Consider the following 15,719-nt stretch of genomic DNA (forward strand, 5'->3'; position numbering starts at 1 on the left):
GGCCGGCGGCGGGGCCGGTGCGCCCCGCGCGTCAGCTCTGCCGGACGCCCGCGGCGACCCTGTCGCCCGTGCGCAGGTCGACGCTGCGCCAGTACGCGACCGCGCGTTGCAGTACCGGCTCGCTGACGCCGTTGAGCAGGTGCCGGGTGATGTTGCCGACGAGGCGGTCGCGGGCGGCGTCGTCCATGACGTCGCGCACCAGCGTGCCCGGCTGGCCGAAGTCGTCGTCGTCCGCGTGCAGGGTGTAGGCGGCGCGGACCATCTCCGCGGTCTCCACCGTCCAGCGCGGCGGGTGGTTGGAGCGCTCCTCGTCGGCGGCCGGGCCGCCGTAGGAGTTGGGCGCGTAGGGGCGGGCCACCTGGGGCGGGTAATAGCGCATCGCGCCGTCCTTGGCGTACGAACGGACCTCGGTCTCCGACCGGTTGGGCGGCAGTTGCGCGTAGTTGGTGCCGATGCGGTAGCGGTGGGTGTCGGCGTAGGAGAAGAGCCTGGCCTGGAGCATCTTGTCCGGCGAAGGGCCGATGCCGGGGACCAGGTTGCTGGGTTCGAAGGCGGCCTGCTCGATGTGGACGAAGTAGTCCCCGGGGTTGGTGTCCAGCGTCATCCGGCCGACCTCGGTGAGCGGGTAGTCGCCGTGCGGGACGACCTTGGTGACGTCGAAGATGTTGAAGCGGTAGTCCGGCGCGTCGTCGTACGGGATCGCCTGCACGTACAGCGTCCACGACGGCGCCTCGCCGCGGGCGATGGCCTCGGCCAGGTCGCGGCGGTGGAAGTCGGCGTCCTCGCCGGCCAGCGCCGCGGCGTCGGCGTCGCTGAGGTACCCGGTGCCCTGGTCGGTCTTGAAGTGGTACTTGATCCAGGTGCGCTCGCCGGCGGCGTTGGTCCACAGGTAGGTGTGGGAGCTGTAGCCGTTCATGTGCCGGTACGTCCTGGGGATGCCGCGGTCGCCCATCAGGTACGTCACCTGGTGCGCCGACTCCGGCGAGAGCGTCCAGTAGTCCCACTGCATGTCGTTGTCGCGCAGGCCCGAGTCGAGGGTGCGCTTCTGCGAGCGGATGAAGTCCTGGAACTTGCTGGGGTCGCGCATGAAGAAGACCGGCGTGTTGTTGCCCACCATGTCGTACACGCCGTCGCGGGAGTAGAACTTCAGCGCGAAGCCGCGCGGGTCCCGCCAAGTGTCGGGGCTGCCCTGTTCGCCCGCGACGGTCGAGAAGCGGGCCAGCATCCGGGTGCGGCGCCCGGGCTGGAAGACATCGGCCTTCGTCAGCTCGCTGACGTCGCCCGTCACCTGGAAGGTCCCGTACGCCCCCGAGCCCTTGGCGTGCACCACCCGCTCGGGGACGCGCTCGCGGTTGAACTGGGCCATCTTCTCGATCAGATAGCCGTCCTGGAGGAGGATCGGGCCGTCGGCGCCGACGCTGAGCGAGTACTGGTCGCTCTCGACGGGGGTGCCGCTGTCGTCGGTGCTGCTCGGATCGCTCATCGCGCTGCTCCGGGTGGGGGGTTCGGGAACGTCACTTCTGGAGGAACGCCAGCAGGTCCTGGTTGAACCTCTCCTTGAAGCCCGGCACGAGGGCGATGCCGTGGCTGCCGCCCTCGTAGACCTTCAGCTCGGCGCCCCGGACGATCTCGGCGGTCTTGCGGGCGGTGGCGTCGATCGGCACGATCTGGTCGTCGTCGCCGTGGACGACGAGGGTCGGGATGTCGAACCTCGCGAGGTCCTCGTGGAAGTCGGTGGCCGCGAAGGCGTCGACGCAGGCGACGCCGCCCTCGATGGTCTCGGACATGGCCATGTACCAGAACGCGTCCCTGTTGCCCTGGGTCGCCTTGGTGCCCTCGCGGTCGGCGGAGAAGAAGCCGACGGACGCGTCCTTCCAGAACTGCGAGCGTTCGTCGAGGATCCCGGCCTTCATGTCGTCGAAGACCTTCTGCGGCACGCCCTCGGGATTGTCCGGACCCTGGAGCATCAGCGGCGGGATCGCCGAGAGAAGCACCGCGGAACGCACCCGCGCGGTGCCGTGCCTGCCGATGTAGCGGGCCAGCTCGCCGCCGCCCATGGAATGTGCCACCAGGGTGACGTCCCGCAGGTCCAGATCGGTGAGCAGGTCGTTCAGGTCGTCGGCGAAGGTGTCGAAGTCGTACCCGTCGACGACCGGCGTGGACCGCCCGTGGCCCCGCCGGTCGTGCGCGATGCCGCGGAAGCCGGCGTCGGCCACGGCCTTGAGCTGATCCTGCCAGGCGTCGCCGTTCAGCGGCCAGCCGTGGATGAACACCACGGGACGCCCCTCGCCCCAGTCCTTGTAGAAGATGTCGACACCGTCGCGCGTCGTGCAAACCGGCATGTCAGGAATTCCCTTCCCGCGGGAGCAGCCGGGGGCGGACCGCCGCCCGGCGATTCAAAGAGGCGTGACGAGAGGATTGCGGCCGCGAAGACGCGCGGCAGCACCGCATTCATCTTCGCTACGCCGCCGAAACCCCGCAATTCGGGCAGGGCCGGTGTGGAGGAGGCAGGGGTCAGCGGCTCATCGCGCAGGACCGCCGGTCACGGTGCGTGCAGGGTGGCGCGGACGAACCGCGACGCGGGGGCCCGCAGGCGGTCGTCCAGGGCCGCGAAGACCGCCGCCGCGCGGGCGCCCGGCCAGTCCGGGGGCAGGACCTCGGGCGGCAGGCCCGGGTCGGCGTAGGGGAGGTGGCGCCAGGTGTCGAGGGCCAGGAGGTAGTCGCGGTACGCGTCCGGGCCCGCGGCCCGCTCCGCCGCCGGGCGGGCGGACCACCTCGCCAGCACCGGCTCGTGGGCGTCCAGGAACGCCTCGTGCAGCTTCGCCGTGGCCGGGAGGTCCCACCACCGCGCCACCGCCTCCGGCGTCGGCGTGAAGCCCTCGTGGGTGCCGCGGAAGAGGTCGACGTACGGGGCGAGTTCCAGGCGGCGCAGGGTGTGCCGGGTCTCCTCCGCGACGTGCGCCGGGGCGATCCACACGCCCGGGGCCGCCTGCCCGAAGCCCAGCCGGGCCAGCCGGGAGCGCAGCAGGTGGCGCTTGCGGCGTTCCTGCTCCGGCACGGAGAAGACCGCCAGCAGCCAGTCGCCGGGGCCCGCCGGGGCCTCCCGGCGGTAGATGCGGCGGTCGCCGTCGTCGAGGAGGGTGCGGGCGGACGGCGACAGGGCGTACGCGGCCTCGCCCTCGTGCCGTACGGGCACCAGCAGCCCGCGCCGCTTGAGCCGGGAGACCGCGGAGCGCACCGCGGGCGGGTCCACGCCCACCGCGCCCAGCAGCCGGATCAGCGCCGCCACGGGGACGCGCCCGGAGCCCGCGTCCTCGCCGCGGCCGAACGCGCCGTAGAAGCTGACGATCAGGGACCGCGGGGTTCGTTCGGCTGGCACTCGATCACTCTAGCGATTCCCGGCCGCCAGGCCGGCCTGCTCCTCCCGCAGCCGGTAGCGCTGCAGCTTCCCGGTCGGCGTCCGCGGCAGCGCGTCCGTGAAGAGGATCTCCTTCGGGCACTTGTACGGCGTGATCTCGCCCTTCGTGAACTCCCGCAGCGCCGCCTCCGTCTCAGGACCCCGCACCACGCCCTCGCGCAGCACCGCGTACGCCACGACCACCGTGCCCCGCTCCGGGTCCGGACGGCCCACGACCGCAGCTTCCCGCACGTCCGGGTGGCGCAGCAGCGCGTCCTCGACCTCGGGCCCCGCGATGTTGTACCCGGCCGAGATGATCATGTCGTCCGCGCGCGCCACATACCGGAAGTACCCGTCGGGCTCGCGCACATACGTGTCGCCGGTGAGGTTCCAGCCGCCCCGCACGTACTCCCGCTGCCGCTCGTCGGCCAGATACCGGCACCCCGTGGGCCCGCGCACCGCCAGCAGCCCCGGCTCCCCGTCCGGCACCTCGGATCCGGCCGCGTCCACGACCCGCGCCTCGTACCCGGGCACCGGCACGCCCGTCCATCCCGGGCGGGCGTCGTCGTCGGCCGCGGAGATGAAGATGTGCAGCATCTCGGTGGCGCCGATCCCGTTGATGATCCGCAGCCCGGTGCGCTCGCGCCACTCCTGCCAGGTGGCCGCGGGCAGGTTCTCGCCCGCGGACACGCAGCGGCGCAGCGAGCCGATGTCGTACACGCCGAGCTTGTCGAGCATCGCCCGGTACGCGGTCGGGGCGGTGAACAGCACCGAGACCCGGTGCTCCGCGACCGCGGGCAGCAGCCGGTCGGGCCCGGCCTGCTCCAGCAGCAGCGCCGAGGCGCCGGCCCGCATCGGGAAGACCACGAGGCCGCCGAGGCCGAAGGTGAAGCCCAGCGGCGGGCTGCCCGCGAACACGTCGTCGGGGAGGGGCTTCAGCACGTGCGCGGAGAAGGTGTCCGCGATGGCCAGGACGTCGCGGTGGAAGTGGACGCAGCCCTTGGGCCGGCCGGTGGTGCCGGAGGTGAAGGCGATCAGCGCGACGTCGTCGACGGAGGTCTCCACGGGGGCGTACGCGTCGGGCTTGGCGTCGGCGAGGCGCAGCAGGTCGCCGGGCTCCCCGCCGCCGTACGGGACGACCGTCAGCCCCGCCACCTCCGCCCGGGCCAGATCGTCGAGCGAACGGGCGTCGCACAGCGCGTGCCGTATCCGCGCGATCTCGCAGATGCCGCGCAGCTCCTGCGCGCGCTGCGCGGCCAGCACGGCGACCGCGCCCGCCTTCATGACGGCCAGCCAGCAGGCCACCAGCCAGGGCGTGGTGGGCCCGCGGAGCAGCACGCGGTTGCCGGGCAGCACGCCGAGGTCGTCGGTGAGCACGTGCGCGATCCGGTCGGTGCGGCGCTGCAGTTCGCCGTACGTCCACGTCTCGCCGGCGGCGGTGTGCAGGGCGGGGCGGCCGGCGCCGAACCGCTCGACGGTGGCGTCGAGCAGCTCCGCGCCGCAGTTGAGCCGGTCGGGGTAGCGCAGGCCGGGGAGCGGGAAGACCAGGTCCGGCCACTGCCCGGGCGGCGGGAGGTGGTCGCGGGCGAAGGTGTCGGCGTGGGCGGAAGGCTTGAGCTGCATGGCGTAGGCCCCCTAGGTCTGCCCTGCGGTACCCCAAGGAGCGTAGCGTTGGCGTGACGACAGTCAACAGTCCGCGATAACCCGCTGGGGCGGGCCCGTACGCGCACGGGACGCGCCTGGGGCGCGCACCGGACGCCACCCCCGCGAGAGAGGAGCGCCGCATGGCGCAGGAGCAGCAGCCGCCGCCGCACCCGCAGCCGCCGCAGCCCTTCGCGCTCGACCCCGGGCTCCAGGCGTGGTGCGCCGAGCTGCGCGCGTTCGCCGCGCGGCGGCTGCGCCCGCTGGCCGAGGCGGGCGCGCCGGGACGGGTGAACCGGCCGCTCCTCGCCGCCCTCGGCGCCCCGGGCGACGACGGCGAACCCGGCCTGCTGACACGGGTGTTCCCCGCCGCCGGGCCGGTCTCGGCGCTCACGCTCTGTTTGCTGCGCGAGTCGCTGGCCCGCGAGTGCACCGAGGCCGAGACGGCGCTCGCGCTCCAGGGGCTCGGCGCGTACCCCGTCGTGCAGGCCGGGACGGACGAGCAGCGGAAGCGCTGGCTGCCGGAGGTGACGGCCGGGCGGGCCGTCGCCGCCTTCGCGCTCACCGAGCCGGAGGCGGGCTCCGACGCGGCGGCGCTGCGGCTGGCCGCCGAGCCGGACGGGCCGGGGCGCTGGCGGCTGACCGGCGAGAAGAAGTGGATCTCCAACGCCCCGGAGGCCGACGTCGCCACCGTCTTCGCCCGCACCACGCCGGACGCCGGCGCCCGCGGCGTGACCGCCTTCCTCGTGCCCGCCGGCCGCCCCGGGCTCACCGGCGAGCCGCTCACCATGCTCAGCCCGCACCCCATCGGCACCCTGCGCTTCGACGGCGTCCCCGTCACCGCGGCCGACGTCCTCGGGGAGGTCGACGGCGGCTTCCGTACCGCGTTGGCGACGCTCAACCTCTTCCGCCCCTCCGTCGGTGCGTTCGCCGTCGGCATGGCGCAGGCGGCGCTCGACGCGGCGCTGGACCACGCCGGGCGGCGGGAGGCGTTCGGCGGGCCGCTGAAGGACCTGCAGTCCGTCGCGCACACCCTCGCCGAGACGGCCACCCGCGTCGAGGCGGCCCGGCTGCTGGTGTACGCGGCGGCCTCGGCGTACGACGCGGGCGCGCCGGACGTCGCCCGGCGGTCGGCGATGGCGAAGCTGCTGGCCACCGAGACGGCGCAGGCGGCCGTCGACGCGGCGGTGCAGATCCACGGCGCCCGCGCGCTCCAGGCCGGGCATCTGCTGGAGCACCTGTACCGCGAGGTGCGCGCGCCGCGCATCTACGAGGGGGCGACGGAGGTGCAGCGGAGCATCATCGCCAAGGAGCTGTACCGCAGTTGACCGGCGGGCGTACGGTCGCGGGCCCACGGCGCCGTACGCCCTCCCGGCCGCCCCGCAGGAACCATCGCAGAACCACCGAAGGGACCCCGCCGCCGTGTCCGTCCACCGCGTCAACCCCGCCTCCCTCGCCCGCCCCTCCGGCTTCAGCCACGCCGTCACCGCGACCGGCTCGTCCCTCGTCTTCCTCGCCGGCCAGACCGCCCTCGACGGCGCCGGCCGGGTCGTCGGCGACACCCTCCCCGCCCAGTTCGAGCAGGCCCTCGGCAACCTCCTCACCGCGCTCGGCGCCTGCGCGGGGGAGCCCGCCCACCTCACCCGCGTCACCGTCTACGCCACCGACCCCGAGGACTACCGCGCCCACGCCGCGGAACTGGGCCGCATCTGGCGCCGGCTGGCCGGCGACACGTACCCGGCGATGGCCCTCATCGGCGTCACCCGGCTCTGGGACGCCGAGGCGCTGGTCGAGCTGGACGGCATCGCGGTACTGCCCTGACCCCCGCCTGATACCGGCGGAAACCGCCGCGCAGGTCGCGGTCCTGCTACGAGACGGCCGCAGTGCGGCGACCGCACACCGCTACGAACTGGTGACCGGGCGGCATCGTAGGTAGATTCGTGCGCACCCCCAACCGCCGCACGCAGAACAGAGGTTGCGCTTCGATGGCACACGGCAGGACGGAGCTCGGCCGCTACGAGGCGCGCCTGCTCCTCTGGCTGCTGCGTGAGTCCGGCCACCGCCCCGACGTGCCCGTGCGCACCGCCGCCTTCGGCCTGGAGCAGAACAAGCCGCCCCTCGGCGTCTCCGCCGTCATCGCCGCGCTGGCGGACCGCGGCCTGGTGGACGTCCACCGCTGGCCCGAGCACACCCCCGCCGACACCTCCCTGCGCCCGGAGGGCCACCGGCGCGCGCTGCGCCTGGAGCGCGAGCGCCGCGACCCGGAGGCGCGCCAGGTGTACGCCGAGAACGCGGTGCTGCGCTGGGCGTTCGAGCACCGCGGCGACGAGGCCCTGCTGCTGCGCGACTTCTTCGTGGCCGACCACGTCTTCTTCCACGGCGACGCCCTCCGGGCCGGCGAAGTCCTCGCCGCGGCCCGCTCGTTACGAGCCGCGGGGCTGCTGGGCCTCACCGGCGACGGCATCGACGGGGACGTGGTCACCGGGCGGGCCGAGCTGACCGAGCGCGGGCTGGACTGCGGCCACGCGGGCACCGGCCTCGCCGAGTTCCTGCGCCAGGAGCGCGAGCGGCAGTCCACGTACCGCATCGACACCATCCAGGGCCCGGTCACCTTCATCAGCAACAGCACCGTCACCTACGTCGGCACGCTCGCCGACGAACTCGCCGGCCTGGGCCCCGGACTCGGCCTCGACGAGGAGCGGCTGCGGCACCTGCTGCGGCAGGGGGACGAGCTGCGCCGCGCGGCCGAGGAGGGCAGGCCGGGACGGCTGCGGGCGCTCGTCGACCGGATCCGCGAGGAACTGACCAGCGCCCCTGACACCACCGGGCGCCAACTGCTGCTCGACATGGCACGACAGGTCGGCGGCATGCTCGGGTAGCCGGGACGCCGTCGCGCAACGGGAGGGAAGCGGAGCTTGACCCTGTACGGACGTGATGCCGTGCTGCGCGAACTGGTGCCCCGCATGGTGGGGCTGCACCACACGAAGCGGAAGGCCGTACGGCAGGAGCCGCGCGACGAGGTGCCCGCCGTGCTCCTCCACGGCGGGCACGGCAGCGGCCGCACCGCCGTGCTGGACGCGCTGCGCGAGGCGTACGCCGACCGCGTCCCCGTCGCCGCCGTCGACTGCGCCGGCGTCCGCGACGACGACGCGGTCGACGGCGCAGCCGTCTCCAACACCTCGCCCGTCGCCGAGCTGCTGACCGGCCTGGCCCGCGGCCTGAGCGCGCACTGCCCCGGCTTCGGCCGGCTGCGGCTGCCCCGGCTGCTCACCGGACTGGTGGCCGTCAGCGCCTGGCACCGCGGCGAGCTGGACGAGCAGGCGTGCGCGCGTGAGCGCGTCGAGGCGCTGCTCACCGACTGCGGGCTGGAGAAGAACCCGGAGCGGGCCCGCAACTGGCCCGGTGACGTCCTGGACCGCATCGGCGGCTGGGGCACCGACGAGCTGGGCCCGGTCGCCGCCGCGAGCGTCCAGCTCTTCACCGACCGGTACCTCGGTTTCCGGGAGAACCGGGCGGTGCGCCAGTGGTACGGAGGGCTGGCGGACGTACCCACCTCGCAGCAGGACGACAACCACGTGCTCACCGCGCTGTGCCGCGCCTTCCACCTCGGCGAGGGCATGCGGCGGCGCATCGAGGTCCACCTGGTCGAGGCGCTGCTGGAGGACCTGCGGGCCGCCTACACCGGATGGCGCCACCTCAACGCCGCGCCCCGGCCGCTGGCCCTCCTGGACAACGTCCACACCGCCGCCGGCACCGAGCTGCTCGACCTGCTGCTCGCCCGGCGCGTCACCGCCGCCGAAAGGCCCGACCCGCTGGTCGTCGTCGCCGCCACGCTCGGCGAGCCGCACGGCGACCGGTACGCCGGCGCGGCCCGCTGGACCGCCGCGAACGTCCCCGGGCTGCGCGAGTGGCGCCGCGGCGGCGAGCCGGGCGACCCGGCCGCCGGACTCGTCACCCTGCCGCTGCCGCCGCTCGACGCCGACGAGCTGCTGTCGATGATGCACGTCGGCGAGGAGCGGGCGGTGCGCCAGGAAGTGGCCCGCGCCGTACACCGGTTCACCGGCGGCAGCCCGCTGGGCTGCCGGATCTTCTACGACGCCCTCGACGCCGCGCCGGAGCCCGCGGCCGTCGAGCCGCACGAGCTGACGCGGCTGCGGCTCGCCGGGGAGCACGTGACCGAGCTGATGCTCGCCGCGCTCGTCCCCGACGCGGGGCTCAGCTCGTACCTCGTGCTGCTGTCCGTCGCGCAGGACGCCGCCGCGGCCCGCGCACTGGCCGGCGCGTACCTGACCAGGGACCACCAGGCCGGCGCCGTCGAGGAGGCACGCAGCCACCTGCGCGACGAGCGGTGGCCGCAGCCCGGACGGCCCTTCGTCGGCGACGACTTCCTGCGCGCCGTCCTCGTCGACGAGCTGCGCCGCCGCCCGGCGGACGCCACCGACCCGCCGCAGCCCTGGCCGGAGCTGCACGAGCTGCTGCGCCGGCACCACGAGGACCGCGGCGAGCACGCCGCCGCCCACCACCACGAACTGGCCGCGGGCCGCCCCGCCGAGCCCGCGCGCTGGCTCGCGGAGACCCTCCACGGCCCGGCCACCGACCGCTGGCTCACCGACCTGTGGCACATCGCCCGCGCGCCGCACCCGCCCGACCCCGCCTGGGCCGACGTGTGCCGGGCGACGGCGTCGGGAGAGCGGGACGGCACGCTGGCGGGCGCCGACTCCGTCGCGCGGTCGGTCAACCGGCTGCTGCACGCGGTCTGGTACGCCGCCGACCCCTTGTCCGTACCCGACGCGCACCTGCGCGGCCGGATCGGGCGGGAGCTGGACTTCCTGTCGTTCGAGCACCCCACCGGCGGCAGGGCGCTGTACGCCGCGTCGCAGGACTGGCCGGCGGCGCTCAAGGAACCGCGCACACCGGACTCGGCCGTGGAACGCCGCGAGGGCGGCGAAGAGGGGAGGGGCCATGCCATTCCTTAGCCGGCCGCTGGGCCGCGCCGAGAAGGCGATCCTGGGGGTGCTGACCGTCGCGGCGATCACCGCGGCCACCGTGCTGGTGGTCCTCGGCCTCGGCGGCGAAGGGGCGTGCGGCGACGGGCTCGTGGAGTCGGCGAACGGCGAGGAGTGCGTCGGCGTCGCCGACGCCACCGCCGAGTCGCCGGCCTTCGCGCCGGGCGCGGACGGTCCCGACGAGCGGATCGCGGACCTCGTACGGCAGATCGGTGCGGAGAACGAGCGGGTCCGCGCCGGCTGGGAGGACGACGACAGCTCCGCCCGCGAGCCGTACGTGCGCGTCGGGCTCATGATGCCGTTCAACGCCACCGAGTCCAGCGCCATGACCCCCGAGGTCGTCCAGAACACCCTCGCCGGTGTGCTCACCGCCCAGCTCGCGGCCAACCGCGATCACGGCGTCAACTACCAGCTCCTGCTGGCCAACGTCGGCACGGACCTCTCGCAGTGGCGGCCGGCCGTCGACGCGCTCGCCGCCCTCACCACCGGCAAGGCGCCGACCAAGGGGGACTCCCCGCTCGTCGGCGTTGTCGGCCTGCCCAACAGCGAGCAGGACACCGAGGACGCGGCCGTGGCGCTCTCCAGGGCCGACATACCGGCCGTCAGCGGGGTGCTCAGCTCGCCGGAGATCAGCGCCGACACCCTGTTCAAGTCCGCGCCGTCCAACACCGAATCGGTCGCCGCGCTCGCCGACTACCTCGAAGGGCACCCGGGCGCCAGGCCAGGCAAGCCCTCCGGCTACCTCGTGTGGGACTCGCGCAAGGAGGACGACTACGTCGCCAACACCCGCGACAACATGCGCGACGCGTTCGGCGAGGAGTACCAACTGGAGAACCGCAGCTCCTCCTTCGTCGGCATCATGGGCGACTACAAGGGCGCGCCGCGCCGCTTCTCCCCGGCCGCGCGGGGGATATGCAGGCTGGAGGCCGACACGGTCTTCTACGCCGGCCGCGACTCCGATCTGCCGTACCTCATCACCCAGTTGTCCGACGAGCCGGAGTGCGACGACTTCGACGCCGAGATCCGCATCCTGCGGGTGGCGACCGGCCTGCCCGAGGGGCTGACGGGCGAGCAGGTACGCACCGACATGGCCGAGGCCCGGGTCGTCACCGTCGGCGCCTCGGCGACGGACGCGCCCTCGTGGCGGGCCGGGGACGGGGCCGACGAGCGCTTCACCACCTTCGCCACCGGGTTCGCGAAGGTGAGCGGGCTGCCGGGGGAGGCGCTCGACGACGGGTACGCGATCATGCACCACGACGCCTTCACCGTCCTCGCCCAGGCCGTCGGCACCGCGCTCGACGACCTGAACCGGCCGGACGGGGGCGAGTCCGACCGGCTGCCGTCCAAGCTGGACGTGTACAACACCATCACCAACATGAAGGTGGTCGCGGGCGGCGACCCGTGCCAGGACTGCGTGCACGGTGCCAGCGGGCAGTTCGGCTTCGACGTGGAGAAGGACAACTGGCCGGTCTGCAAGCCGGTCCCGGTGATCGAGTACCCGCGCCCGGAGGACGCGGACCGGCCGCGGCTGTACCGGACGTTCCAGGGCACGGACGGCACGTGCCCTGCCTGACGGCCCGCCCCGGCGATCCGGCCCGACGACCGCGTAGGACGACCGCATACGACGAGAAAGGTGCACCGCACGTCATGAAACCTTTATCCGGCGACGGCGAGCCCGAGATCGACCTGCACACCGACCGCCCGCACTCCGCGCGGGTCTACGACTACCTCCTCGGCGGCAAGGACAACTTCGCCCCCGACCGCGCCGCGGGCGACGCCTCGGTACGCGCCTGGCCCAGCCTGCCGACCTCCATGAAGCAGACCCGCGTCTTCATGCACCGGGTCACCAGGACGCTGGCCCGCGACTACGGCGTACGGCAGTTCCTGGACGTCGGCACCGGCATACCGACACCGCCGAACCTCCACGAGGTGGCCCAGGAGGTCGCCCCGGAGTGCCGGGTGGTGTACGTGGACAACGACCCCATCGTCCTCGCCCACGCCCGCGCGCTGCTGCAGAGCAGCAAGGAGGGCAGGACCGGCTACATCCAGGCCGACCTGCGCGATCCCGAGTCGATCCTCGGCGACCCCCAACTGCGCACGGTGCTCGACCTCGACAAGCCGGTCGCGCTGTCGCTCATCGCCATCGTCCACTTCATCCTCGACGAGGACGACCCGCAGGGCATCGTCGCCCGGCTGCTGGACGCGCTGGCGCCGGGCAGCTTCCTGGCGCTGACCGTCTTCACCGGCGACACCGACCCGGAGCGCGTCGCGGGCGTCGGCCGCGAGTACAACGAGCGCGGCATCCCGCTGCAGATCCGCGACCGGGCCGAGGCGGAGCGGTTCTTCGCGGGCCTGGAGCCGATCGACCCGGGCGTGACGCTGGTCCACCACTGGCGGCCGGACGGCATCGGCGAGTCGGTGCCGAACTCGCACATCGCGATGTACGGCGGCGTGGCGCGCAAGCCGGGCTGACCCGACCGGGGCAACCTGCGCGGCACCGGGCGGCGCGGCGGGCCGGTCCTGCGGGCCGGCCCCCGTTTCGTACCCGACACGGGTGGGCACCCCGGCGGAGCCATGGAGTAAGGTTTATCTCGACATCGAGATATCTGCCGAAGGTGCCACCCTCAAGTCGCCCCGCTCCGGACGTAGCGGCAGGATTGCGGTGGAACGCGAATGACGAAGGAGACTGTCGTGTCGGCGAACAGCTTCGACGCCCGCAGCACGCTGCAGGTGGGCGGCGAGTCGTACGAGATCTTCCGGCTGGACAAGGTGCCCGGTGCCGCCCGGCTCCCGTACAGCCTGAAGGTGCTGCTGGAGAACCTGCTCCGCACCGAGGACGGCGCGAACATCACCGCCGACCACATCCGGGCCCTGGGCGGCTGGGACTCCCAGGCGCAGCCGAGCCAGGAGATCCAGTTCACGCCGGCCCGCGTGATCATGCAGGACTTCACGGGCGTCCCCTGCGTCGTCGACCTCGCCACCATGCGCGAGGCCGTCAAGGACTTGGGCGGCGACCCCGCCCGGATCAACCCGCTGGCCCCGGCCGAGCTGGTCATCGACCACTCCGTGATCGCCGACAAGTTCGGCACCCCGGACTCCTTCCAGGTCAACGTGGAGCTGGAGTACGGGCGCAACCGCGAGCGCTACCAGTTCCTGCGCTGGGGCCAGACCGCGTTCGACGAGTTCAAGGTCGTCCCGCCCGGCACCGGCATCGTGCACCAGGTGAACATCGAGCACCTGGCCCGCGTCGTCATGGTCCGCGGCGGCAAGGCGTACCCCGACACCCTCGTCGGCACCGACAGCCACACCACCATGGTCAACGGCCTCGGCGTGCTCGGCTGGGGCGTCGGCGGCATCGAGGCCGAGGCGGCGATGCTCGGCCAGCCCGTCTCGATGCTCATCCCGCGGGTCGTCGGCTTCAAGCTCACCGGCGAGCTGCCCACCGGCACCACCGCCACCGACCTGGTGCTGACCATCACCGAGATGCTGCGCAAGCACGGCGTCGTCGGCAAGTTCGTCGAGTTCTACGGCGCGGGCGTCGGCCAGATCCCGCTGGCCAACCGGGCGACGATCGGCAACATGTCGCCGGAGTTCGGCTCCACCGCCGCGATCTTCCCGATCGACGCCGAGACGATCACGTACCTGAAGCTCACCGGCCGCGACGCGCAGCAGCTCGCCCTGGTCGAGGAGTACGCCAGGACCCAGGGCCTGTGGCACGACCCGGCGCACGAGCCGGAGTACTCCGAGTACCTGGAGCTGGACCTCGCCACGGTGGTGCCGTCGCTCGCCGGGCCGAAGCGCCCGCAGGACCGCATCGAGCTGTCGAAGGCCGCCGAGCAGTTCCGCCTCGACGTGCGCAACTACGTCGAGGACGCCGACGAGCCCGGCAAGGAGTCCTTCCCCGCCTCCGACGCCCCCGCCTCCTCCAACGGCGTACCGACCCGCGTCATCCCGGTGACCGCGCCCGACGGCACGACGTACGAGATCGACCACGGCGCCGTCACCGTCGCCGCCATCACCTCCTGCACCAACACCTCCAACCCGTCCGTCATGGTCGGCGCGGCGCTGCTGGCGAAGAAGGCGGTGGAGAAGGGCCTGACCCGCAAGCCGTGGGTGAAGACCACGCTCGCGCCGGGTTCCAAGGTCGTCATGGACTACTACGACCGGGCCGGGCTCACCCCGTACCTCGACAAGCTCGGCTTCAACCTCGTCGGCTACGGCTGCACCACCTGCATCGGCAACTCGGGCCCGCTGCCGGAGGAGATCTCGAAGGCCGTCAACGAGCACGACCTGGCCGTCACCTCGGTGCTCTCCGGCAACCGGAACTTCGAGGGCCGGATCAACCCCGACGTGAAGATGAACTACCTGGCCTCGCCGCCGCTGGTCGTCGCGTACGCGCTCGCGGGCACCATGAAGACCGACATCACCCGCGAGCCGCTGGGCACGGACAAGGAGGGCAAGCCGGTCTACCTGAAGGACATCTGGCCCAGCGAGCAGGAGGTCGAGCAGGTCGTCGCCGCCGCGATCGGCGAGGAGATGTTCACCGAGTCGTACCAGGACGTCTTCGCCGGCGACGAGCAGTGGCAGGCCCTGCCGATCCCGACCGGCGACACCTTCGCCTGGGACCCCGAGTCCACCTACGTGCGCAAGCCCCCGTACTTCGAGGGCATGGGCATGGACCCGGCGCCGGTCGAGGACATCGCGGGCGCCCGCGTGCTGGCCCTGCTCGGCGACTCGGTCACCACCGACCACATCTCGCCGGCCGGCGCCATCAAGGCGGACACCCCGGCGGGCAAGTACCTCACCGAGCACGGCGTGACCCGCCGCGACTTCAACAGCTACGGCTCCCGCCGCGGCAACCACGAGGTCATGATCCGCGGCACCTTCGCCAACATCCGGCTGCGCAACCAGATCGCCCCGGGCACGGAGGGCGGCTACACCCGCGACTTCACCCGTGCGGACGCACCGGTCTCCTTCATCTACGACGCGGCCCAGAACTACGCCGCGGCCGGCACCCCGCTGGTGGTGCTGGCGGGCAAGGAGTACGGCTCCGGCTCGTCGCGCGACTGGGCGGCCAAGGGCACGGCGCTGCTCGGCGTCCGCGCGGTGATCGCCGAGTCGTACGAGCGCATCCACCGCTCGAACCTCATCGGCATGGGCGTCCTGCCGCTGCAGTTCCCGGCGGGCGCCACGGCGCAGTCCCTGGGCCTGACGGGCGAGGAGACCTTCGCCTTCACCGGCGTCACGGCCCTCAACGACGGCGCGATCCCGGAGACGGTCAAGGTGACGACGGACACCGGCGTGGAGTTCGACGCGGTGGTACGGATCGACACCCCCGGCGAGGCGGACTACTACCGCAACGGCGGCATCCTCCACTACGTGCTTCGCCAACTTATCGGTTCTTGAGCTGATCGGCTCGGATGCCAGAGGATCTGGTCGCTGTCTCGCTCTACCGGCGGTCACACCAGGGTCTCGCACAAGCGCCCCGTCAGGCTTCGGCCTGGCGGGGCGCTTGCTGTTTCATGCTGATTGCGTAGTGGTCGGTACACGGTCCAACTGACCCTGCAGCAGTCCCAGGATCCCGCAAAGCACCGCCTGCTCCGGCAACGGCCTGCGGCCCGGATACCGGAAGCGCCGCTCGCGCTGCGGCAACAGCGGCTCCAGGCGGTCCGCCG

Annotated in this window: 11 protein-coding genes and 1 pseudogene; 7 read left to right on the plus strand and 5 right to left on the minus strand. The window is 73.2% G+C overall.

Going from position 1 to position 15,719, the window contains the following annotated elements; translation table 11 throughout:
• Window positions 1-31 precede the first annotated feature (31 nt).
• The 4 genes from DMB38_RS29335 to DMB38_RS29350 form a co-directional block, all read right to left on the minus strand.
• Window positions 32-1,483, minus strand: coding sequence for a catalase (locus DMB38_RS29335; RefSeq protein WP_125937674.1), 1,452 nt, complete (start codon window positions 1,481-1,483; stop codon window positions 32-34).
• A gap of 31 nt (window positions 1,484-1,514) precedes the next feature.
• The gene (locus tag DMB38_RS29340) at window positions 1,515-2,342 is read right to left on the minus strand and encodes an alpha/beta hydrolase (RefSeq protein ID WP_125937675.1); all 828 of its coding nucleotides are present in this window, start codon (window positions 2,340-2,342) and stop codon (window positions 1,515-1,517) included.
• A gap of 200 nt (window positions 2,343-2,542) precedes the next feature.
• Window positions 2,543-3,379, minus strand: a complete 837-nt coding sequence (locus DMB38_RS29345) for a PaaX family transcriptional regulator C-terminal domain-containing protein (protein WP_125937676.1) — start codon at window positions 3,377-3,379, stop codon at window positions 2,543-2,545.
• Between the two features lie 9 nt (window positions 3,380-3,388).
• A complete protein-coding gene (locus DMB38_RS29350; RefSeq protein ID WP_125937677.1) occupies window positions 3,389-5,020 on the minus strand; it encodes an AMP-binding protein in 1,632 nt (543 codons plus the stop codon).
• Window positions 5,021-5,181: 161 nt separating this feature from the next.
• Here DMB38_RS29350 and DMB38_RS29355 point away from each other — a divergent pair, with 161 nt between their 5' ends.
• From DMB38_RS29355 to acnA, 7 genes are all read left to right on the plus strand, one after another.
• A complete protein-coding gene (locus tag DMB38_RS29355; RefSeq protein WP_125937678.1) occupies window positions 5,182-6,366 on the plus strand; it encodes an acyl-CoA dehydrogenase family protein in 1,185 nt (394 codons plus the stop codon).
• Between the two features lie 94 nt (window positions 6,367-6,460).
• Window positions 6,461-6,859 (plus strand): RidA family protein, encoded by a 399-nt coding sequence (locus tag DMB38_RS29360; protein ID WP_047018631.1) that lies wholly within the window; start codon window positions 6,461-6,463, stop codon window positions 6,857-6,859.
• A gap of 164 nt (window positions 6,860-7,023) precedes the next feature.
• The gene (locus DMB38_RS29365; protein ID WP_125937679.1) at window positions 7,024-7,917 is read left to right on the plus strand and encodes a hypothetical protein; all 894 of its coding nucleotides are present in this window, start codon (window positions 7,024-7,026) and stop codon (window positions 7,915-7,917) included.
• Between the two features lie 36 nt (window positions 7,918-7,953).
• The gene (locus DMB38_RS29370; RefSeq protein WP_240662527.1) at window positions 7,954-10,014 is read left to right on the plus strand and encodes an ATP-binding protein; all 2,061 of its coding nucleotides are present in this window, start codon (window positions 7,954-7,956) and stop codon (window positions 10,012-10,014) included.
• A complete protein-coding gene (locus DMB38_RS29375; protein WP_240662528.1) occupies window positions 10,001-11,617 on the plus strand; it encodes a hypothetical protein in 1,617 nt (538 codons plus the stop codon). Before DMB38_RS29370 ends, DMB38_RS29375 begins: the two co-directional genes overlap by 14 nt.
• A gap of 74 nt (window positions 11,618-11,691) precedes the next feature.
• Complete coding sequence (locus DMB38_RS29380; RefSeq protein WP_125937680.1) at window positions 11,692-12,516, plus strand: SAM-dependent methyltransferase; 825 nt, start codon at window positions 11,692-11,694, stop codon at window positions 12,514-12,516.
• 219 nt (window positions 12,517-12,735) lie between these two features.
• Complete coding sequence (gene acnA, locus DMB38_RS29385; RefSeq protein ID WP_125939356.1) at window positions 12,736-15,450, plus strand: aconitate hydratase AcnA; 2,715 nt, start codon at window positions 12,736-12,738, stop codon at window positions 15,448-15,450.
• Between the two features lie 159 nt (window positions 15,451-15,609).
• Here the strand turns inward: acnA and DMB38_RS29390 are convergent.
• Window positions 15,610-15,714: pseudogene (locus DMB38_RS29390) on the minus strand (IS5/IS1182 family transposase); the annotation flags it as partial.
• Window positions 15,715-15,719 lie beyond the last annotated feature (5 nt).

This window comes from Streptomyces sp. WAC 06738, assembly GCF_003945505.1.
Taxonomy (GTDB): domain Bacteria; phylum Actinomycetota; class Actinomycetes; order Streptomycetales; family Streptomycetaceae; genus Streptomyces.

Coding starts and splice junctions, on each gene's coding strand:
- DMB38_RS29350 (WP_125937677.1), bottom strand. CDS start 5,020: ATGCAGCTCAAGCCTTCCGCCCACGCCGACACCTTCGCCCGCGACCAC.
- DMB38_RS29380 (WP_125937680.1), top strand. CDS start 11,692: ATGAAACCTTTATCCGGCGACGGCGAGCCCGAGATCGACCTGCACACC.
- DMB38_RS29375 (WP_240662528.1), top strand. CDS start 10,001: ATGCCATTCCTTAGCCGGCCGCTGGGCCGCGCCGAGAAGGCGATCCTG.
- DMB38_RS29340 (WP_125937675.1), bottom strand. CDS start 2,342: ATGCCGGTTTGCACGACGCGCGACGGTGTCGACATCTTCTACAAGGAC.
- DMB38_RS29355 (WP_125937678.1), top strand. CDS start 5,182: ATGGCGCAGGAGCAGCAGCCGCCGCCGCACCCGCAGCCGCCGCAGCCC.
- DMB38_RS29365 (WP_125937679.1), top strand. CDS start 7,024: ATGGCACACGGCAGGACGGAGCTCGGCCGCTACGAGGCGCGCCTGCTC.
- DMB38_RS29335 (WP_125937674.1), bottom strand. CDS start 1,483: ATGAGCGATCCGAGCAGCACCGACGACAGCGGCACCCCCGTCGAGAGC.